Origin of the sequence: Streptomyces sp. NPDC002463 (assembly GCF_042889835.1) — a bacterium.
GTDB lineage: Bacteria > Actinomycetota > Actinomycetes > Streptomycetales > Streptomycetaceae > Streptomyces > Streptomyces nymphaeiformis.
On sequence record NZ_JBIARL010000002.1, the window covers coordinates 148,571 to 168,333 of the forward strand.

The 19,763-nt window shown below is 74.1% G+C and carries 22 protein-coding genes; 8 read left to right on the plus strand and 14 right to left on the minus strand.

Annotated features, from left to right (window positions below; genetic code table 11):
• Window positions 1-3: 3 nt before the first annotated feature.
• Entirely contained in the window at window positions 4-516 is a 513-nt protein-coding gene (locus tag ACFYX3_RS05805) for a GNAT family N-acetyltransferase (RefSeq protein WP_389008518.1), read from the minus strand.
• 66 nt (window positions 517-582) lie between these two features.
• Here ACFYX3_RS05805 and ACFYX3_RS05810 point away from each other — a divergent pair, with 66 nt between their 5' ends.
• Entirely contained in the window at window positions 583-915 is a 333-nt protein-coding gene (locus ACFYX3_RS05810) for a 5-carboxymethyl-2-hydroxymuconate Delta-isomerase (protein ID WP_389008521.1), read from the plus strand.
• On the opposite strand, the gene ACFYX3_RS05815 is transcribed toward ACFYX3_RS05810, so the two are convergent.
• Window positions 900-1,613, minus strand: coding sequence for a TetR/AcrR family transcriptional regulator (locus ACFYX3_RS05815; RefSeq protein ID WP_376590206.1), 714 nt, complete (start codon window positions 1,611-1,613; stop codon window positions 900-902). The genes ACFYX3_RS05810 and ACFYX3_RS05815 overlap by 16 nt on opposite strands.
• A 37-nt stretch (window positions 1,614-1,650) precedes the next feature.
• On the opposite strand from ACFYX3_RS05815, the gene ACFYX3_RS05820 reads away from it, so the two are divergent.
• Window positions 1,651-2,067, plus strand: a complete 417-nt coding sequence (locus ACFYX3_RS05820; RefSeq protein WP_389008525.1) for a hypothetical protein — start codon at window positions 1,651-1,653, stop codon at window positions 2,065-2,067.
• Between the two features lie 6 nt (window positions 2,068-2,073).
• Here ACFYX3_RS05820 and ACFYX3_RS05825 read toward each other — a convergent pair whose 3' ends face one another.
• The 5 genes from ACFYX3_RS05825 to ACFYX3_RS05845 all read right to left on the minus strand — a co-directional run bounded on the left by ACFYX3_RS05825 (window position 2,074) and on the right by ACFYX3_RS05845 (window position 8,544).
• Entirely contained in the window at window positions 2,074-3,129 is a 1,056-nt protein-coding gene (locus ACFYX3_RS05825) for a PDR/VanB family oxidoreductase (RefSeq protein ID WP_389008527.1), read from the minus strand.
• Entirely contained in the window at window positions 3,129-4,013 is an 885-nt protein-coding gene (locus ACFYX3_RS05830; RefSeq protein ID WP_389008531.1) for a metal-dependent hydrolase, read from the minus strand. Before ACFYX3_RS05830 ends, ACFYX3_RS05825 begins: the two co-directional genes overlap by 1 nt.
• Before the next feature lie 154 nt (window positions 4,014-4,167).
• On the minus strand, window positions 4,168-6,462 hold the full coding sequence (locus ACFYX3_RS05835) for a hypothetical protein (RefSeq protein ID WP_389008533.1): 2,295 nt from the start codon (window positions 6,460-6,462) through the stop codon (window positions 4,168-4,170).
• Window positions 6,463-6,518: 56 nt separating this feature from the next.
• Entirely contained in the window at window positions 6,519-7,319 is an 801-nt protein-coding gene (locus tag ACFYX3_RS05840; protein ID WP_389008536.1) for a tyrosine-protein phosphatase, read from the minus strand.
• Window positions 7,320-7,539: 220 nt separating this feature from the next.
• Window positions 7,540-8,544 carry an NAD-dependent epimerase/dehydratase family protein gene (locus ACFYX3_RS05845; RefSeq protein WP_382661148.1) on the minus strand — a complete coding sequence of 335 codons (1,005 nt, stop codon included), beginning with the start codon at window positions 8,542-8,544 and terminating at the stop codon, window positions 7,540-7,542.
• 231 nt (window positions 8,545-8,775) lie between these two features.
• On the opposite strand from ACFYX3_RS05845, the gene ACFYX3_RS05850 reads away from it, so the two are divergent.
• Both ACFYX3_RS05850 and ACFYX3_RS05855 read left to right on the plus strand, forming a co-directional pair.
• The gene (locus ACFYX3_RS05850) at window positions 8,776-9,348 is read left to right on the plus strand and encodes a hypothetical protein (protein WP_389008540.1); all 573 of its coding nucleotides are present in this window, start codon (window positions 8,776-8,778) and stop codon (window positions 9,346-9,348) included.
• Window positions 9,349-9,399: 51 nt separating this feature from the next.
• Window positions 9,400-10,824, plus strand: a complete 1,425-nt coding sequence (locus ACFYX3_RS05855) for a PepSY-associated TM helix domain-containing protein (protein WP_389008543.1) — start codon at window positions 9,400-9,402, stop codon at window positions 10,822-10,824.
• On the opposite strand, the gene ACFYX3_RS05860 is transcribed toward ACFYX3_RS05855, so the two are convergent.
• From ACFYX3_RS05860 to glnII, 3 genes are all read right to left on the minus strand, one after another.
• A complete protein-coding gene (locus tag ACFYX3_RS05860; RefSeq protein WP_389008546.1) occupies window positions 10,825-11,382 on the minus strand; it encodes a winged helix-turn-helix domain-containing protein in 558 nt (185 codons plus the stop codon). It lies immediately after the preceding gene.
• A gap of 334 nt (window positions 11,383-11,716) precedes the next feature.
• Entirely contained in the window at window positions 11,717-12,670 is a 954-nt protein-coding gene (locus tag ACFYX3_RS05865) for a DUF6891 domain-containing protein (protein ID WP_389008548.1), read from the minus strand.
• Between the two features lie 88 nt (window positions 12,671-12,758).
• Entirely contained in the window at window positions 12,759-13,790 is a 1,032-nt protein-coding gene (gene glnII / locus ACFYX3_RS05870; protein WP_389008551.1) for a glutamine synthetase, read from the minus strand.
• Window positions 13,791-14,093: 303 nt separating this feature from the next.
• Here glnII and ACFYX3_RS05875 point away from each other — a divergent pair, with 303 nt between their 5' ends.
• Together ACFYX3_RS05875 and ACFYX3_RS05880 are read left to right on the plus strand one after the other, a co-directional pair.
• A complete protein-coding gene (locus ACFYX3_RS05875) occupies window positions 14,094-14,999 on the plus strand; it encodes a Gfo/Idh/MocA family protein (RefSeq protein WP_389008554.1) in 906 nt (301 codons plus the stop codon).
• Entirely contained in the window at window positions 14,983-15,534 is a 552-nt protein-coding gene (locus tag ACFYX3_RS05880) for a GNAT family N-acetyltransferase (protein ID WP_389008557.1), read from the plus strand. The genes ACFYX3_RS05875 and ACFYX3_RS05880 overlap by 17 nt, the downstream gene beginning before the upstream one ends.
• On the opposite strand, the gene ACFYX3_RS05885 is transcribed toward ACFYX3_RS05880, so the two are convergent.
• Entirely contained in the window at window positions 15,488-15,943 is a 456-nt protein-coding gene (locus ACFYX3_RS05885; protein ID WP_389009439.1) for a MarR family transcriptional regulator, read from the minus strand. The genes ACFYX3_RS05880 and ACFYX3_RS05885 overlap by 47 nt on opposite strands.
• Before the next feature lie 91 nt (window positions 15,944-16,034).
• Here ACFYX3_RS05885 and ACFYX3_RS05890 point away from each other — a divergent pair, with 91 nt between their 5' ends.
• Window positions 16,035-16,895: an alpha/beta fold hydrolase gene (locus ACFYX3_RS05890; protein WP_389008560.1), complete on the plus strand. Its 861-nt coding sequence runs from the start codon at window positions 16,035-16,037 to the stop codon at window positions 16,893-16,895.
• Window positions 16,896-16,906: 11 nt separating this feature from the next.
• On the opposite strand, the gene ACFYX3_RS05895 is transcribed toward ACFYX3_RS05890, so the two are convergent.
• Window positions 16,907-17,266, minus strand: coding sequence for an arsenate reductase family protein (locus tag ACFYX3_RS05895; protein WP_376590176.1), 360 nt, complete (start codon window positions 17,264-17,266; stop codon window positions 16,907-16,909).
• A 160-nt stretch (window positions 17,267-17,426) separates the two neighbouring features.
• On the opposite strand from ACFYX3_RS05895, the gene ACFYX3_RS05900 reads away from it, so the two are divergent.
• A complete protein-coding gene (locus ACFYX3_RS05900; RefSeq protein WP_376590174.1) occupies window positions 17,427-17,702 on the plus strand; it encodes a hypothetical protein in 276 nt (91 codons plus the stop codon).
• Window positions 17,703-17,764: 62 nt separating this feature from the next.
• On the opposite strand, the gene ACFYX3_RS05905 is transcribed toward ACFYX3_RS05900, so the two are convergent.
• On the minus strand, window positions 17,765-18,952 hold the full coding sequence (locus ACFYX3_RS05905; protein ID WP_389008564.1) for a cytochrome P450: 1,188 nt from the start codon (window positions 18,950-18,952) through the stop codon (window positions 17,765-17,767).
• Window positions 18,949-19,662: a tRNA-dependent cyclodipeptide synthase gene (locus ACFYX3_RS05910; protein ID WP_389008567.1), complete on the minus strand. Its 714-nt coding sequence runs from the start codon at window positions 19,660-19,662 to the stop codon at window positions 18,949-18,951. Before ACFYX3_RS05910 ends, ACFYX3_RS05905 begins: the two co-directional genes overlap by 4 nt.
• Between the last annotated feature and the right edge of the window lie 101 nt (window positions 19,663-19,763).

A 19,763-nucleotide genomic window follows, 5' to 3' on the forward strand; every position in this document is an offset into this window, starting at 1 on the left:
CCGTCACGCCAGGGCCTTCTCCATCAGCCGCACCGCGTACACCCGGCCGTCGGCCCCCACCTTCTCCAGGTGCGGGACGACGGCCGTGTACCCGGCGCCCTCGTAGTACGACCCCAGGCGCGGATTGCGCGCCTCGCAGTCGAGACGCGCCAGCGACCGGCCCGAGGCCGCGATCCGCTCCTCCGCGTGCGCGAGCACCACCCGCCCCGCACCGGCGGGCGCCGCCCCCCGGTCGGTCATCAGCCGGTGCACGTACCCGGCCACCGGCGGCTGCGGCCCCCAGACCTCCTCGTCCTCCCACCACAGCTCGTACGCGCCGACCGCCCGGCCCTCGTGGGACGCGATCCAGACCTCGCCCTCCGCGATCCGCGCGCGGAAGTGCTCGGGGCCCCGGGCCCCCGGTTTCCACTGGTCGATGCCGCTGCGCACCATCCAGTGCGCCACCCCGTCGAACATTCCCGCCAGAAGGTCGAGATCGCGTTCGTCCGCCTGCCGGAAGGTCACTTGTGTCGTCATGACGATCACCGTAAAGCTGTGGCCAGACATCGCACAGCGTTATCCCTCTGGCCTGGAGTGACCCTCATGCCGCAGATCACCGTCGACTACTCCGCGCCCCTCGACCGGCGCGGCTTCGCGCTGGCCCTGCACCCGATCGTCGTGGAGACGGTCGACGCGACGCTCGACGCCTGCAAGACCCGGTTCCGGGAGGTCGAGGAGTTCGTCGTCGGCGGCGGAGCGGCCGACGACGTCCTCGTGCACGTCGAGATCGCCCTGCTCGCCGGACGGACCGACGAGGCCAAGGCACGGCTCGCGGACGCCGTCCTGGAGCTGCTGCCCGGGTACCTCAAGGCCGCCGAGGGAGCCGCGCTCTCCGTCGAGGTCCGCGACCTCGACGGGTCCTACCGCAAGCGCTGATCCGACATACCGGGCACGAGCGCCGAGAGCCTGGCCACGAGCTCCCCGAAGGGGCCGTCGGCCGGCTCGTCCGCGAGGATCCGGACGAGCATCTCCGCCATCTCCGTGTCGTACGCGGCGCTCACCGCCGCCAGCGCGGCGAAGTCGTGCACCAACTGGAGCTCCAGCTCCGCGCGCGGGACCCGGCGGCCGTCCAGCCACAGGAGCGCCGTCGACTCGGCGAGCGACACCCAGGAGCGGACGACCAGTTCGAGCCGGGCGGAGGGCTTCTCGACCTCCAGATGGGCCAGGATCTGCTCGTACGCGGCCTGCCGGACCTCGTCGATCATCGCGTTCGTCGTCGACGAGCCGACCGCGGGCCCGCCGCGCATCAGCGCCGCGAAACCGGGCCCGTGCTCGTCCACGAAGTCGAAGAACCGGCCCATCACCCGCAGCAGACGCGGCCCGAGCGGCCCCCGGGGCGGCTCCACGAAGCGGGCCGCGAGCTCGTCCGCCGCGCGGCGCAGCGCCGCCTCGTAGAGGCTCTGCTTGCCGGGGAAGTAGTGGTAGACCAGCGGCCGGGAGATGCCCGCGGCCGCGGCGATCTCGTCGATGGACACGTCGTCGGGAGAGCGGTGGCTGAACAGTTCGAGGGCCACCCCGATCAACTGCTGCTTGCGCTCCTCGACGCCCATCCTGCGGCGTACCCCGGTCGTCATGCGAACAGCCTAACGGTGTCCGTTACGCTCCTGCCTCATGAGCGCTTCCGACCAGGACACCCCGACGGCCGAGGCCCCGGAGGCCGACGAGCCGAGGGAGGCCGAAGAGGCCGAGGAAAAGCCGGATTCCCCCGAAGTCCCCGAGGAGCCCGAGGAGTCGGAGGAGGGCCCCGAGGAGGACTCTGAGGTCCCCGCTTCCGGGCTCACGCCGAAGCAGGCGCGGCGGCTGCGCGTCGCCGCCGCGTCCGTGCTCCTCGCGGTCCTGGCCGTGGTGCTCGTCATCCGGCTCGCGAGCCGTACGTCCGTCCTGGTCGTCGGCGTGTACGGGCTCGCGATGATCCTCTGCGGGATCGTGATCGAACTCTCCCGCAACGGCCGCACCCGCCTCGGAACCTGGCTTTTGGCGGGCGGCCTCCTCACGGCCCTGGCCCTGGACTGGCTGGTCCTGCCGTAGGTCTCGTCAGAGATCGAGGACGAGCCGCTTGCCCGCGCAGCGCGAGACGCAGATCAGCATCGAACCGTCCCGCTCCTCGTCGGTGAGCAGCTCGTCCCGGTGGTCGATCTCGCCCTCCAGGACCCGCTGTTGGCAGGTCCCGCAGAAGCCCTGCCGGCAGGAGTACGTGATGCCGGGCAGCTCGTCGAGGACCGCCGACAGGAGCGACTGGTCGGCCGCCACCGTCAACGTCCTCCCGGTGCGGCGCAGTTCGACCTCGAAGGCGGTGCCGCCGGTCGCCGCGGCGGCCGTGAAGCGCTCCAGGCGCGGCGCCCGGCCCTCCGGCATCGCCGAGGCCACGGCGTCCATCAGCCCGTCGGGTCCGCAGCAGTACACGGCCGTGCCTTCGGGCAGGTCCGCGAGGAACCCGAGGTCGGGGAACCCGGATTCGTCCTCGGCGACGACGGTCAGGTGCTCGCCCGTGCCCAGCGCCTCGATCTCCTTCAGGTACGGCATGGTGGCCCGGCTCCGCCCGCAGTAGACGAGCCGCCAGTCCGCCCCGGCCGCCTCGGCGGCGCGCAGCATCGGCAGGACCGGGGTGATGCCGATGCCGCCGGCGACGAAGACGTACGCGGGGGAGTCGACCAGCGGGAAGCGGTTGCGCGGCCCCCGGATCTCGATCTCCATGCCCTCGCGGAGCTGCTCGTGCACCTCGCGCGAGCCGCCCCGGCCGTCCTCGACGAGACGCGTCGCCACCGTGTACGCCGACAGGTCGGCCGGATCGCCGCAGAGCGAGTACTGCCGGACGAGTCCGGAGGGCAGGACCAGGTCGACGTGGGCGCCCGGCTGCCAGGCGGGCAGCCCGTCACCCTCCAGGCGCAGTTCGACGACGCCCTCGGCGGGCGTGGCGCGCCCGGCGACCCGCACCTTGCGCGGGACGGTGCTGCCCCGCCCGTACCCGGATGTGGGCGTGTCGAGGGAGGGCATCGGCCACAGCGGGGCGGTGCTCATGCGGCTGCGGACGGCGCGGCGGACGAGCAGCGCGGCCCCGGCGACGAGGGCGACGGTGGTGAACCGGGGCATCAGCGGCCTCCGTTCGCGCCGGGGGAGGAGGCCAGGTAGGCCATGGCCTGCGCGGTGTCGCCCTCCTGGGAGGGGTGGTAGGCGCGGCTGAGGTAGCGGGGGATGGAGCGCAGCATGGCGGGGGTGGAGGGCAGCACGCCCTGCCGGCCCTTGCGGACGAAGTCCGCGAAGGAGGCCTTCGGGTCGAGGAGGCTGGGGTCGTTCTCCATGAAGAAGCGGATGCCCCGCTGCCAGAGGAAGACGAGCGCGGAGAAGGCGAGCGCCCAGGTGCGGGCGCGGCGCCGGTAGCCGCCGTCGAGGTGCATGAAGAGCTCGAAGGCGACCGCGCGGTGCTCGACCTCCTCGGCGCCGTGCCAGCGCAGCAGGTCCAGCATGGTCGGGTCGGCCCCGACGCGGTCGAGCGCGTCGGCGTTGAGGACCCAGTCGCCGAGGAAGGCGGTGTAGTGCTCGATGGCGGCGATCAGCGCGACGCGCTCCATCAGCCACCAGCGGCGCGGCCGGCCGGGCGGCAGGGTCCGGTCGCCGAGGAGCTTCTCGAAGAACCAGTCGACCTGCGCGGTGTACGGGGTGGGGTCGAGGCCCAGCTTCCGCAGGTGGGGGAGGACGTCGTCGTGGGCCTGGGAGTGGATGGCCTCCTGGCCGATGAAGCCGATGACGTCCTCGCGCAGCCGGTCGTCGGTGATGTACGGCAGCGCCTGCTTGTAGACGTGCACGAACCAGCGCTCGCCGGCCGGGAGCAGCAGGTGCAGCACGTTGATGGTGTGGGTGGTGAAGGGGTCGCCCGGTACCCAGTGGAGCGGTGTCTCCTCCCAGCCGAAGGAGACCTTGCGGGCCTTGAGCTCGACGTGCTCCGACGCCACCGGTGCAGGCTGCGTATTAGACATGATGTCAATGTACTGAGGGGTAAGCCGCTGGCAACAGGTGCGTGCGGGGTCTTTTTCGGAGCTGTTGCCTCCGGTCACGGCGGGGTGGGCGTCGCCGGCCGCTCACCGCGGGGCGGCCGCCGGCCCGGTCACCGCAGGGCGGCTCCCGGGCCCGTCACCGCAGGGCGGTCCTCCGGGTGCCGTCCCGCAGGGTGCCCGTCAGGTCCGCCCGGGCGCCCGGCTTCGCCTTCACCGCCAGGAGGGGGCCCTCCGACCGGCTCTTCACGCCGCCCGAGGTCTCCAAGGACGTGAAGTCGGGGCTGCCCGCGGCCAGGACGTACCAGCCGCCGCCCGGCGCCTGCCACAGCACGCCCGCGAGGACCCGGGGATCCCGCACCCCGCAGGCCGGCGAGCCCTCGGAGCGGGCCGCGAGCGCGGCCGGGACCTCGGGTGACGGGACCAGGAACTGGGCGAGGACCCGGTTGCCCGTGCCCCGCCAGGTCTCCGCGCGCGTGCACACCCAGGTGCCGTGCCCGGCGCCCTCGGGGAGCGGCTGCCGGGCGAACCGCCAGGCGTTCACGGACCGCACCCCGTGCCCCCGCACGGCCGCCAGCAGGCACGCCGTCCGCGCCCACGCATCCCGCGCCTCCGTGCCGGTCGCGTCCACGGGTGCGGCGGGCGGTCCCCACAGCAGCCGGGCGGGCGCCGGCTCGCCCAGGTCGGCGAGGAGCCGCAGCCCCGAACCGTCCCGCACCTGAAGGGCGTTCCACTTCGCGCAGGCACCGGCGGTCTGCGCGGGACTCGGCACGGGATCGGTGACCCCGTCGGCGTCCCGCACCAGCGGCCGGGGCGCCCTCGCGGGCGCGAGGAGGTCCCGCACCGCCGTGTCCCGTACCCAGGGCGCCGTCAGATAGCGGACGTTGCCGGACGCGCGGGAGACGACCAGCGCGGCGGCGCCGACGGTGTCGGCGGCGTCCGTCCGCGCGAAGTCGAGCGCGGCGCCCGCCGTCCCCTCGACCGGCTCCGCGTACCGCACGGCCCGCAGCCCGTCGTGGAAGAGCACGACCCGCATCGCGTCGACCCGCCCCGCGAAGAGCAGCTGCGGCGGACCCATCGGCGGCCCGACGGGCGTCCCCGGCGTCGCGGAGGACCGCACGGCGCCGCCGGGCCTGGCCCACACGGCGAGCGCCCGCCGCAGCAGCGCGGTGTCGCCCGTCAGCCCGCCGCGCGCGGGCCACACGGAGAAGTCCTGCCGCGTGGCCCCGGGCCAGACGTCGGCACCCACCCGCTTGACCGCCCCCGGGTCGAGGGCGGCCTCGGCGGCGGGATTACGGGCGTACGAGGGCGCAGCAGCACCGTTTCTGCCCCATCCGTCCCCGGGCAGCCCGAGCAGCGCCCCGCACACCACGAGCGCCACGACGGCGACGAACGCGGCCCGCGTGTGCTGCCGCCGCCGCACCAGATCGGTCGGCCGCGCCTGCAGCGCACAGGGGTCGAACTCGTCGGACTCGAGCAGGGCGGCACCACTGAGCCGCCCGGGGCGGGCGGGGGAGGGGGTGGGGTGCGCCTCCGCGGCGGCAGGGCCCGGGCCGCCGGGAGCTGTGCCCCGTCCGGCACCCGAGGCACCGCCGGGCACGCCCGTGGGGCCGGCACCCGTACCGCCGGCCCTGCCCGGGCCGGACTGTTCGCCGACCCTCTCGGCGCGACCGGCCACGGCGCCGGGGCCGGTGGGGCCGCCGCCCCGGCCGGGGCGGCCACCCGCACCGTCGGTCCCGTGCGGCCACCCGGCCCCGCCGAGGAACCCGGCGTCGTCCGGGCCCCCGGCCCTCCCGGGACCGCCCTGTTCGCCGACCCTGGCCGCGTCGTCTCCCAGCGGAAGCGCCCCGGGGGAGGCCGGGTCCTCCGTCGCGTCCAGCGCGTCCGCCTCCGCCAGGGCCGCCGCCGGGTCCTCGACGCCCGCCACCGCCAGGACGCGCAGGACCTCCGGGTCGCCCTGGCGTTCCAGGCCGCGGAGCACGTACGCCGCCCGGCCGGGGCCCGAGAGCCGGGACAGCCGCTGGTCCAGGGCGAGTTCGTCGGCGCCGCCCACCCGGGGGAAGAGCCGGAGCCCCCACACGTGCGGCAGCAGCGGCGGGAACTGCGCCCGGCGCGGCAGCGCGAGCCGCCGGAGCGGCAGCCCGGCGATCAGCGCCTGCCGCAGCACCTCACCCCGTACGTACGCGTATCCCGGATCCACCGCGTCCTCGTCCCGCCGCGGGCCCGGCACCGCGGGGCCCGGGACCCGGCGGCGCGGCAGCGAGCGCTGGACGAGGGCGTGCGCGGTCAGCACCCGGCGGTTGCGGCCGAGCGCCGGCGGCAGGACGAGATAGGCGATGCGGACGAGCCGCGGATACCGCTCGACGAGTGCGGCCTCGGCCTGCTCGACGTCGACCGGGCCCACGGGCGAGGGGACGAGATCCTGGGTGCTCACGTTCAGCAGAACGAGCGATTCTTCCGATGGTCACCCCGGAGCCGTACGGGTGCGGCTCAGGCCGCCGTGACCGTCAGGCGCTCGCGGATCAGCTCCGTCACCTCGTCCGGGATGCCGAGCCCCTCCCGGACGTACTTCTCCATCGACCCGTGCCGGACCGCCACTTCGTCGAGCGCCGCGTCCAGGTACTCCGGCAGGACCCCGATCAGTTCGAGCGCGAGCTCGGGGTCGCCGCCCTGGGCCGTGAACCCCTCGATCATGGGCGCGAACGCCAGCCGTACCGCCGGATTGACCGCCAGGTACTCCGCCCGCACGGTCTCCTCGTCCGCGCCGAGCAGCGACAGGACGACCGTCGCGGCCCAGCCGGTACGGTCCTTGCCGGCCGAGCAGTGGAAGAGCAGCGGCCCGGCGCCCGGGGTGCCGAGCTCGGCGAGCAGGGCGCGGTAGGAGGCGCGGGCGGAGTCGCCGGAGACGAAGGTCCGGTACGTCCGGGCGAAGGCCGCCCGGACCCGGCCCCCGCCGAGGTGCTCCTCGGCGAGCGCCGGGTCGGTGAGCAGGGCCTTCAGGCGTGCGGCGGGCGGCAGCCCGCTGCCGGCGAGGTAGTCGGCGAGGACGTCCGCGACGACCGGCCGGGCGCCGTGCGGCAGCCGGTCGGGCCGGTCGGCGCGCTCGGTCTCCGCCCGGAAGTCGACGACGGTACGGATGCCGAGGCCGGCGACGGCGGGCTCGTCCGGGTCGAGCCGGTCGAGCTGCGCGGAACGGAACACGAGCCCACGCCGGACGGACCGCCCGCCACCGAGCGGCAGCCCGCCGAGATCACGGAGGTTGGCGACGGAGGTGGCGGGGATGGCGGTCATGGTGTCGACTCCTCCGAATCATGCGGTTTCGTGTCGACGGTAGTGGATCGCCCGAATCCGAGCAGATCCACCCGAAGCCCCGCCGTTGTGGGCAGTCGTTCCACCGGGGCGAGGGGAGACCCCCCTCGCCCCGGCGGGACGATTTCCCACACGGGGGTGGGCGTGGGCGCCGCCCCGCCAGGCGCGGGCCCGCACCGGCGTGGGCGCCGCCCGCGCCCCCCTACCCCTCGCCCTTCGCCAGCGCCGCCAAGACCTCCGCCTCCCGTTCCGCCGTGAGCCCCACGCCCTGCCGGTCCGGCCGCTGAGGCGCGACCCCGCCCAGGGACTCCAGCCACCCCCACGTGTCCGCGACCGTCTCCTCCACGGGCCGGCAGCGCAGCCCCGCCGCGACGGCGCGGGAGACGTCGGCGGTGTGCATCGCGTCGTACATCTCGCCCGGCGGCAGCCACACCGGCAGTTCCGTCCAGGGCTCCGCCCCGGCCGCGAGGAGCGCCTCCGGCTCCGTCCAGCGCAGTTCGGCGTCCGCCCCGGTCGCCCGTATGCACGCGTCGAGCAGCCCGCCCATCGTGGTGTGCCCGGGCGGCGAGACGAGGTTGTACGGCCCCGACAGCCCGGCCGCCACCGCGTCCAGCGTCCACGCGGCGAGGTCGCGGACGTCGATGTACTGGACGGGCATCGAGCGCGGCCCGGGCGCAAGGACGGGGCCGCCGCGTGCGATCCGGCCCAGCCACCAGGGGAGCCGGCCCACGTTCTCGTACGGCCCGAGGATCAGGCCCGCGCGGACGAGCAGCGTCCGGTCGGGCCCGAAGGCGGCGGTCGCGGCGAGCTCGCCGCCCCGCTTGGACTCCGCGTAGGGCACCTCCCCGTCGTCCGGGGAGCCCTCCACCAGCGGGCCGTCCTCCGCGAGCCCGGCGGCGGGCGGCCAGGCGTACACGGAGCGGCTCGACACGTACGCGTACCGCCCCACCCGGTCCGCGAGCAGTCGCGCCGCGTCCCGCACCGCCGAGGGCGCGGCCGACCAGGTGTCCACGACGGCGTCCCAGGAACCGGTGGCGAGGGCGGCGAGACCGTCGGGATCGGTGCGGTCCCCGATCAGCGACGCCGCTCCCGGCGGAGCCGCGTGGCGGCCCCGGTGGAAGACCGTCACCTCCCAGCCCCGTTCGAGCGCGTCCTCGACGATCGCGCGGCCGACGAACTCCGTACCTCCGAGCATCAGCAGTTTCATGATCCAAGCCTGCCCGGCGGGGACGGGCGGGGACAGCGAGTTCCGCTCCCGGAGGATTCCGCCAGGGGAGGAACCCCGACGGAAGGGCGGCATCGGAGGGCGTCTGCCGGTCCGCCGGCCGGGGATGACAGCATGGTCGCGATGACGGATGCCCGGTCGCCCCTGCGCGCCCTGCGAGCCGCGCTCTTCGCGGTCGTGTGCGTGACTTTGGCCGCTGTGGGGCATTCGTCCATGTCTGCGCACCAGCTTCCGGCGACCACGCTGCTCGCCGCCTTCGCCGCGACGGCGGCGACCGCCTGGGCCGGGGCCGGACGACGCAGGGGTACGCCCACGATCGCGGGGGCGCTGCTGCTCCTCCAGGGCGCGCTCCACCTGCTCTTCTCGACGGCGGGTCACGGAGCAGCGCCCATGCAGGGGATGCACCACGAGATGCCGGGCATGGAGAACATGCCCGGCATGGACGCCATGGCCACCGCTCCCGCCGACCACCCCCTCGCCCCCGACACCGCCGGCATGCTCGCCGTCCACCTCCTCGCCGCCCTCCTCTGCGGCCTCTGGCTCGCGCACGGCGAGGCCGCGTTCTTCACGCTCGCGCGTGCCGCCCTCGCGTACGCCTTCACGCCCCTGCGTCTGCTCTGCACCCGCGTTCTCGTCCCCGCCCCCGAGACCCCCCGCCGCCGGGTCCGCCGGGCGCGGCGGGACGCCCTTCGCCCGCACACCGTCGTCCTCGCGCACACCCTCTCCCGGCGCGGCCCGCCCCGGCTGTCCGCACCCCGCGCCACGGCCCTCGGAGCACACGTCTGACCCGGGGGTCGCTTCCCCCTGTCGACTCACCGACTCCAAGGACAGTCCGTCATGACACTCGACGATCTCGCGCGCCCGGAAACCCTCGAATCCGAAGCGCCACCGCCACCAGCCCCGTCCAAGCCCGGAGCGTGGAGCGCCCTGCGCCCCCTCGTCCTGCGCCTCCACTTCTACGCGGGCGTCCTCGTCGCCCCCTTCCTTCTCGTGGCCGCCGTCAGCGGTCTGCTCTACGCGCTCTCCTTCCAGGCGGAGAAGATCGTCTACGCGCACGAGCTGGAGGTCCCCGTCGGCGACACCACCCTGCCTCTCTCCCGGCAGGTGGACATCGCCCGCAAGGCCGACCCGGACGGCACCGTCACCGCCGTCCGGCCCGGTGCCGAGCCCGGCGCGACCACCCGGGTCCTGATGGCCGATCCCGACGTCCCCGAGGGCACCTCGCTCGCCGTCTTCGTCGACCCGTACACCGGTGACGTACGCGGACAGCTGCCCAGTTACGGCAGCTCCGGCGCCCTTCCGCTGCGGACCTGGATCGACGGGCTGCACCGGGACCTGCACCTGGGCGAGCTCGGCCGCAACTACAGCGAGCTCGCCGCGAGCTGGCTGTGGGTGATCGCGCTCGGCGGCGTACTGCTCTGGGTGGGCCGGCGCCGGAAGAACCGCCGTGCTCTCGTGCTGCCCGAGCGGGGCCCGAAGTCCCGTCGCCGCACGCTCTCCTGGCACGGCTCGGTCGGCCTGTGGGCGGCGCTCGGCCTGGTCCTGCTCTCCGCCACCGGCCTGACGTGGTCGCGGTACGCGGGCGAGAACATCGGCACCGTCCAGGACGCCCTCGGCGGCGCGACCCCGGCACTGTCGGCGGGGACGGCACCCTCCTCGGAACACGCGGGGCACGAGGGACACCAGGGCCATGGCGGAGGTCACGGCGGAACGAGCCCGCAGGGCCGGGACATCGGCCTCGACAAGGCGGTCGAGGCGGCCCGCGCGGCGGGCATCGACAGCCCGTGGATCTCGGTGACGCTCCCCGCCGAGGGCAAGGGGTACGTGATCAAGGAGGCCGACACGCAGTTCCCGGTCGAGCTGGACTCGGTGGCGGTGAACCCGGCGGACGGCACGGTCCTCGATCGACTGCGCTTCTCCGACTACCCGTTGCTCGCGAAGCTGACCCGGATCGGCATCGACGCGCACACGGGCGTCTTCCTCGGTCTCTTCAACCAGCTGGCGCTCGCGGCCCTCGCGCTCGCCCTGATCCTGCTGGTCCTCTGGGGCTACCGCATGTGGTGGCTTCGCCGCCCGGGTCGCCCGGTGGCGCGCGGGACGTGGCGGAAGGTGCCGGTGACGCTGCTGCTGCCGTTCGTGGCGGCGACGGCGGCCGTCGCCTGGTTCGTCCCGCTCCTCGGCGCCAGCCTGCTGCTGTTCCTGCTCGTGGACCTCGCCCTGGCGCTGGTGTCCAAGGTCAGGGCGAGGTCCCGAACGGCCTGATCAGGGGGTGTACTTGTAGCCGACCCGCCGCACGGTCTGGATCGTGTGGCGGTGTTCGGCGCCCAGCTTGCGGCGCAGCCGCGCCACGTGCACGTCGACCGTCCGGCCGTCGCCCACGTGCCCGTACCCCCACACCGTCGTGACCAACTGGTCCCGCGTGTGCACCCGGTGAGGGTGTGCCACCAGGTGGGCGAGCAGCTCGAACTCGAGGTACGTCAGGTCGAGCGCCTGCCCGTCGACGAGGGCGATCCGCTGGACGCCGTCGATGGTCACCGGCCCCTGCTCCTCCGCCGCGACGGGGGCGGAGGCGGGGGCGGCGGCGGGCAGGTGCGGCTGCTGGTCGGCCGGGACGAGGACGAGGTACCCGACCATCGGCGGCCGGCCGGGCAGCGTCGGCAGCGCGTGCTGCGGTGCGGGCAGCAGGGTGGCGCCGGGCGGCAGGAAGTCCGCGACCTGGGAGAGGTCGACGACCTCGTTCGGATCGACGGCACGGAGTCGGTGCCGGCCGGGACGGACGGCCGTGAGGGAAGCGCTGTGGGCGATCTGGGTGTGGGCCATGGCAGGTCAGCTCTTTCACGCGGAGGAACGGACGGAAAGGTCTCGTACGTCGTGCGCGTGGGCCGAAGGCCGGGATCGGAACGGTCCGATCGGGGCTTTAGAGGGCCGACGCGTTCCTCACGCGTCGACAGCACCGGTCGAAGTCGTGGTGCTGCCGGGAAGGCCAGAACGGCTCGAGGTCGTGGCGACCCGTCGCGGTGTCGTTCTTCATGCTGGCCATATCCCTATTAAACCAGGAGGGAAACGAGCTGAGCACCCCCTGTCACGTCACACCCCCGACCGACCGGAAGGCAGCGCCCCCGCCGACCGGCTCCGGCGGGGTCCGGTTCCGCCCTCAACCGGTCAGCCGTCTCCGCCAGTCGAGCCCCGTGACCTGGATCGCCTGCCCCGGATCCCCGTCCCACCCCACGCTCAGCCCCTGCCCGCGCAGCGCCGCGACCACCTCCTCGCCGACCGCCGCAGCCGTCGTTCCCGCCGTCGTCCCCGTCGTGGTCTCCGCGGCGGTCTCCGCCGAGTGGTCGAACCTGCCGTACAGCAGATACAGCGGGCCGCCGTCCGCCGCGCCCTCGGTGCACTGGGTGTGGAAGAACACGAAACCGCGCGCCCGGTCCGCCCCTTCCTCCGCGCCGATCTCCGCCGTGCCGCAGGACCGGCAGCAGGTGAAGTGCTCGCGGGCGACGATCCCGGCCGCGTCCAGCTCGGCGAAGGCGGCCGTGAGGCGCTCGGGGTCGGTCGTGCCTTCCCAGCCCGCCATCTCCTCGACCCGCTCCAGCCACAGCCGGTCCACCAGCGCCTCGGCCTGCTCCCGGGACACCGGGTGCTCGTCGGGGGAGAACACCTCCTCCTGGGCGATCCGGGTCAGCCGCGCCCGGTCGTCGTAACCGCAGACGAGCAGCGAGCGCACCCGGCCCTCGATCTCCTCCCGCACCTCCCCGGGGAGTTCGGGGACGGCCGGTGCGGCGGGGAAGCCCATGTTCTGCCAGGTCAGCCCGGCGTCCCAGCCGGCCTCGCCGCGTGCCCAGGCGGCCAGGACCCCGGCGACCCGCTCGGGGTCGTCGAGTCGCGTCTCGAAGTGCAGCTCGGGCGCGCCGGCCCGGTGCTCCAACTGGAAGTCGCCGCCGGCCTCGTGCCACACCTGCGCGAAGACGGACGGCAGGTCCGGTATCCGCTGCAGGACCAGGAAGTGGTCCCCGTCGGCGCCGATGCGCCGCACGAGTCCGGTCAGGTCCTCCTCGGACGGCCGGACGTGCTTCTCCTGGTTCTCGGTCTCCACCGCGATGTCGAGCATGAGCCCACTGAACCACTCGCCACTGACAACGCCGCAGGGGCGCCCGCCGTACGAAACGGCGGGCGCCCCTGTCAGGGTGTGCGGGGGATCAGACCTGGCCGGCCTTCTCCAGGGCCTCGCAGCAGGTGTCCACGATGAGACGGGTCACCACGTACGGGTCGACGTTCGCGTTCGGACGGCGGTCCTCGATGTAGCCCTTCTGGTCCTGCTCGACCTGCCACGGGATGCGGACCGAGGCGCCGCGGTCCGAGACGCCGTAGGAGTACTCGTCCCACGGGGCGGTCTCGTGCAGGCCCGTCAGGCGCTCGTCGATGCCGGCGCCGTAGTTCTTGACGTGGTCGAGCGGCTTCGAACCCTCGCCGAGGGACTCGCACGCGGTGATGATCGCGTCGTAGCCCTCGCGCATCGCCTTGGTGGAGAAGTTGGTGTGCGCGCCCGCGCCGTTCCAGTCGCCCTTCACCGGCTTCGGGTCGAGCGTCGCGGAGACGTTGAAGTCCTCGGCCGTGCGGTAGAGCAGCCAGCGGGCGACCCACAGCTGGTCCGAGACCTCGAGCGGGGACAGCGGGCCGACCTGGAACTCCCACTGGCCGGGCATGACCTCGGCGTTGATGCCGGAGATGCCGAGACCGGCCTTGAGGCAGTTCTCCAGGTGCGCCTCGACGATCGGGCGGCCGTGGATCTCGTCCACGCCGACGCCGCAGTAGTAGCCGCCCTGCGGGGCCGGGAAGCCGTTGACCGGGAAGCCGAGCGGGCGGGTGCCGTCGAAGAAGGTGTACTCCTGCTCGATGCCGAAGATCGACTCCTGAGCGGCGTAGCGGGTGGCGACCTCGGCCAGCGCGGCACGCGTGTTGGACTCGTGCGGCGTCATGTCCGTGTTGAGGACCTCGCACAGCACCAGGATGTCGTTGCCGCCGCGGATCGGGTCCGGGCAGGAGAAGACCGGCTTGAGGACGCGGTCCGAGGCGTGACCCTTGGCCTGGTTCGTGCTGGAACCGTCGAAGCCCCAGATCGGCAGCGCGTCGAGCGCGAGGCCCTCACCCGCGATGATCTTCGTCTTGGAGCGAAGCTTCGCGGTCGGCTCGGTGCCGTCGATCCAGATGTACTCAGCCTTGAAGGTCACGGGTCTCATCCTTTGGCGTGCTGCTGCGGGGATCCGCTGCGGCTCGCGGCACTGCGAGAAGCTGCGGTCACCGCGCCGACTGCGCGGTGTGTGTTCGACCGCAGCTTCGCAACACGGGATTTCCCGTCCGTTGCCCGAATGTGAACGCGGTGTTACTCGGCTTTCCTGATCTTCGCGGAGCCACCGTGCGATCGATCCAGGTCGCCGCCGCCTGGAACTCGGCCCGTCGTATACGGGGTCCGCTGTCGGTGCCGACCGGCGGATACGGGGTCCGCTGTCGGTGCCGACCGGCAGACTGGGGGCATGGCGAAGCAGCTGGGGGCGAAGCCCCGTATCGGACTCCTCGGCACCGGCCCCTGGGCCGCCCGCACGCACGCGCCCGCGCTCGCCGGGCATCCGGGTGTCGAGTTCAGCGGGGTGTGGGGAAGACGCCCCGAGGCGGCCGCCGAGCTCGCCGTCGCGTCCGGCACGCGCGCGTACGAGGACGTGGACGCCCTCTTCGACGCCAGCGACGCCGTCGCCCTCGCCCTCCCGCCGGACGTCCAGGCCCCGCTCGCGGTCCGGGCGGCGGCGGCCGGCTGCCACGTCCTGCTCGACAAGCCGGTCGCGACGACGGTGGCCCTCGCCCGCGAGGTGACCGAGGCGGTCGAGGCGGCCGGGGTCGCCTCCGTGGTCTTCTGCACCCTGCGGTTCGCGGAGCCGACGGCCCGCTGGATCGACGAGCAGGCGGCGGCGGGCGGCTGGTTCCTGGGCGAGGCCCACTGGCTGGGTTCGCTGTACGGCCCCGGCTCCACCAGCGCGTACGCCGCCTCGCCCTGGCGGCGGGAGAAGGGCGGCCTCTGGGACGTCGGCCCGCACGTCCTCTCCGTCTACCTGCCGGTCCTCGGCGACGTCACCGCGATCACCGCCGCGCCGGGCCCGGACGACACCCACCACCTGGTGCTGCGGCACGGCTCGGGGGCGAGCAGCACGGCCACGCTCACCCTGAGCGCACCCCCGGAGGCGGCGGAGGCGGCCCTCACCCTGCACGGCACCCGGGGCCGGGCCGAGATGCCCCGCTGGGACGGCGCGGTGGGGGCCTTCGGCGCGGCCGTGGACGCCCTCGTCACGGCGGCCCGCACCGGCACACCCCACCCCTGCGACGCCCGCTTCGGCCTGCGGCTCACGGAGATCCTGACGGAGGCGGAACAGCGTGCGGCCCGCGGCTGACGACCACGGGAGGCCGGCGCCCGCCGCCGTCCCGCCCCCGCCCGGCACCGGCCGGCCGGACCTCCGCGTCGTCACCCCCGCCGACTGGCCCCTGTGGCGTGCCGCCCGCATCGCCTCGCTCACCGCCTCGCCCGAGGCGTTCAAGGCGCGGCTCGCCGACTGGGAGCGGGGTGGCGAGGAGCAGTGGTGGGCCCGGTTCGAGGACCCGGCCACGTACGGCGTGCTCGCGGTGCTCGGCGCGCGGCCCGTCGGGCTCGCGGCCGGGTTGCCCGCGGCCGACGGCGTACCGGAACTGCGGTCCGTCTGGGTCGCGCCCGAGGCCCGCGGGCAGGACCTGGCGGCGGGCCTGATCGCGTCCGTCGAGACCTGGGCGCTCGGCACCGGGGCCGAAACCCTCCGGCTCTCCGTTCTGGCGGCGAATGCCCGGGCCATCGCGCTGTACGAGCGCCTCGGTTACGCGCCGACGGACCGCACGGGCCGGGAACTGGTCATGAAGAAACCCCTGCGGCCCCGGACGTCCCGTCGTCGTCCATGAGGTCCCGTACGCCCGTCAGGAACCGCCGTACCCCCCGGGTCTCCTCCTCCGTGAAGCCGCCGAGCAGCGCCACCGTCCCGTCGACGAGCGGTCCGAAGTGGGCGCGGCCCAGCTCCTTCGCCCGGTCCTCGACGGTGAGCAGCACGCGCCGCCGGTCCCGGGCGTCGCGCGAGCGGGCCACGTGGCCGAGCCGTTCGAGCCGGTCGACGACGGCGGTCGTACCGGCCGAGTTGAGGCCGAGGCGCTCACCCAGCCACCCGGCCGTCGCGTCCGTACCGGCGCGTTCGGCGTCGAGGAGGCAGATGAGGGCCCGTACGTCCGTGGGGTGCATGCCGTTGCGCGTGGCGAACTCGGCCTGTCGCAGGCCGTATTCGACCGTGACCTCGCGCAGCAGATGAAAGATGCGCATCTCCGGTGACTCGGCCACCACGACCTCCTATTATCTCGCTGAGCGAGAATATCGCCGACCGTGATTCTCGCCGAACGAGAGGACTCGCGCCATGCCCCGTGCTCTGTCCCACGCCGGCGAAGCGGACTTCGACGCCGCCTACGACGCGGTCCTCGCCCAGTGGCCCCGGCCCACCACCGGCTCCGAACTCCGCACCCCGCACGGCACCACCCACGTCCTCCACCACGGCCCCGAGGACGGCCCGCCCGTCCTCCTCCTGCCCGGCGGCGGGTCCACCGCCGCCTCCTGGGGCGCGACGGCCGCCTCGCTCGGCGCTACCCACCGGCTCCACGCCGTCGACCTCGTCGGCGGCCCCGGGCGCAGCCGGTCCGACGGCCTCCCGATCCGTACGGCCGTCGACCTCAAGGCCTGGCTCGACGCCGTGCTCGACGGCCTCGGGATCGCCTCCGCGGCCTTCCTCGGCCACTCGTACGGGGCGTGGACCGCGCTCCGGTACGCCCTCGCGGCCCCCGACCGCACCGACCGCCTGGTCCTCCTCGACCCGACCGGCTGCTTCGCCGGCTTCCGTCCGGCGTACCTCCTGCACGCCCTGCCCATGCTGCTGCGCCCGAGCGCCGCACGGGCCGAGGCCTTCCTGACCTGGGAGACCGACGGCGCGGAACACGACCGTGCGCTGCGGCGCCTCGACGCCCTCGCGGCGGAGCAGCCCCGGCAGCGCCCGGTCACGGGCCCGCGCCCGACCCCCGCCGAACTGGCCGCGCTGCGGCCCCCGGCGCTGCTGTTCTTCGCCGGGCGGAGCCGCGTCCACGACGCGCGGCGGGTGGCCGACCGGGCGCGGGCGACCGTCCCCGGCGCCATGACGGAGACCCTGCCGACCGCGACCCACCACACGCTCCCGGAGTGCCTGCCGCCGGCCGCGCTGACCCGGATCGCGTCCTTCCTGAAGGGCTGAAGGGGCCGACGTCAGCGGGACAGCGCGTCCCGCACGGCCTCCTCGGTGCGGCCGACGACGGCGGTGCCGTCCTCGGCCGTGATGATGGGCCGCTGGATCAGCTTGGGGTGCTGGGAGAGCGCCTCGATCCACCGCTCGCGGCCGGCCTCGTCCCGGGGCCAGTCCTTCACGCCGAGCTCCTTGGCGACGTCCTCGCCGGTCCGCGTGATGTCCCACGGTTCGAGCCCGAGCCGCTTCAGCACCTCCCGGATCTCCTCCGGCGTCGGCACGTCCTCCAGGTAGCGGCGCACGGTGTAGTCGGCGCCCTCCGCGTCGAGAAGGGTGAGGGCGCTGCGGCACTTGGAACAGGCGGGATTGATCCAGATCTCCATGCCCCACACGGTACCCGCACGGTACCCCCCAGGGCCCCCGCCACCACCCCCCAAACCCCACCTGGCCAGGGGCGATTGTCAGTGGGGGTCTCTAAAATAGGGGGTGAAGGTGAGGGTCCCGGGGAGGGCCCGCACCCCACCGTTCGCCAGGAGGTAGCCCATGGCTCTCGCCGTGATCCGGACGCCGTCCCTCGAACCCTGGAAGCCGCTCCAGAAGAAGCCGCTCCCCGCGGGCCGCCCCCGCGAGTGGTACGTGTCGCACAACCGCCGCCTGAAGGCCATGCGCCTCGCGATCGCCCTTCTCGACGCGGGCGTCTACGTCCCGTCGAAGGCCACGAACGCGACGATACGCACCACGGCCGAGAGCATCGGAATCCACCCGCCCTCCGACACCACCTGCCGCATGGTCCGGGCCCTGATCCGCTACGGCCGCTGACGCTGCAGGGGCGCCGCCCGACCCGGACCGGGCCGGGCGGCGCCCCCGTGCGGTCCCGCCCGCTACCAGGCCACCGGCAGCCGTTCCGGAAGCCGCTTCATGAAGTTGGTGCGCCACACCAGCTGCTCGACCGGCACCGCGAGCCGCAGCTCCGGCAGCCGGTCGAGCAGCGTCTCCAGGGCGACCTCGGCGTGCCGCTTGCCGAGGGCTGTCGCCGGGCAGTAGTGCGACCCGCCGCCGAAGGAGAGGTGGTCGCCGGCGTTCTCCCGGTCCGGCCGGAAGGCCAGCGGGTCGGGGAAGCGCTCGGGGTCGTGGTTCGCCGCCTCCACGAGGACGAGGACCAGTTCACCGGCCCGTACGTCGACGTCGCCGAGCCGTACGTCCTCCAGGGCGACCCGGGGCAGCCCGTCGCCGATCGACAGGTTCACCCGCAGCAGCTCGTCCATCGCCCCGGCGACCCCGCCGGCGGTCAGCGCCTCCCGCACGTCCGGCCGGGTCAGCACCGACACCAGCGCCATCGTCAGGAACCCGGCGGTGGAGATCACCCCGGCCCCGAACAGCGTCACGCCCACCGTCGCCAGCATCTCGTCCGTCAGATGCGCGTAGTCGGGGTCCTCGCGCAGCGCCGCGAGCTCCGCCATCAGCCCGCCGGTCGCCGGATCGTCGAGCCGCTCCGTCATGTACGCGATGTCCCGGTCCCAGTTCAGCCGGGCCGCCTCGATCTCGCGCGGCGCGTTCATGAAGGCGACGTCCAGACTGCGCAGCAGCCGCGGCCCGTCCTCCTCCGGGATGCCCAGCATCCGGCAGTGCAGCCCCGACGAGTACGGGTCGGCGTAGGCGCCCCGCAGCTCGCCGGGCGCTCCCTCGGCGACGAGCGCGTCCACCAGGGACGCGGCCCGCGCCCGCAGCCACTCCTCCAGGCCGGGCGCCTTCGGGTTGATCGCCTTCATGACGGCCTTGCGCAGCCCGGCCCCGGTGATGTTGCCCATGTTGTTCACGACGTGCGGCGGGATCGTCAGCGCGTACTGCCGCGGCGCCCCCGGCGCCGAGGTGTCCTTCAGGCTGAACCTCTGGTCCTCCAGGACGAATCGGCACAGCTCGTACGAGGAGACCAGCCAGGCCTCGGCCCCGGCGATCGTGCGGACCTTGCGGACCGGCTCGGCGCGCAGTCCGGCGACCTCGGCGGGCAGCCGGGTCCCGTCCCAGTCGAAGGGGAACGCGGGCAGGGCGCTTGCGGTGGCGGTGCTCATGCGGAGACTCCTTCGACGGGCGTGAGGATGCCGTGGCCCTGGTTGCGCGAGGCCCGGAGCCCGGACCCCCGCCCGTACAGCAGATCGGCCAACGGCAGCGCCTGGTGGTAGCAGTTGAGCGAGGACGGCACCCCGAGGATCGCGGGCGTGTCCAGGAACAGCGGCACCTCGGCGCAGATGTACGCCCGGCACACCTCCCGCTGCCGCTCGTCGATCACCTGCCCCGGCGCCAGCTTCCCGGCCAGGAAGATCCCGGTCAGCGCGTCGCAGGTCTCCCGTACCACCGGGTCCGCCGCCACCGCGTCGAGCACCGTGCGGTGCAGCTCCCGGTAGGCCGGCACGTCCCCGAACTCCGACATCCCGCGGGCCCGGACCCGTACCCCCGCGGGATCGGCCTCCGCCACGGCCGCTCCGACCTTGGCCCGCACCCCCCGCAGGTTCTTCACGGCCTTCCGCCGCGCCTCGTCGGCCCCGTACCCGAGCGCCTCGTACATGTCGGCGACATGCAGATCGGTGTAGACGAGATCGACCTGATCGAAGTGGTCCAAGCCCCAGCGCGTCAGCTCGCGCAGCCGCTGGGCGGTGAAATAACTGTTCCCCGGGGAGACGCCGATGACCACGTGCGCGCCCTCGTCGGCGATGACGCGGCAGTGATCGGTGTACGGCTGGAGTCGGAGCGTCTCGGCAGGGGCGAAAGCCGCCTGAGTCACGTAGGCAGTCCTCATCGCGCCAGCTAGTCCCAGCGGAGCCCTGTGCTCCGGGTGTGGCGGCAGCGACGACGACACGCTATCGACCGGTCGCGGAGAGTGAA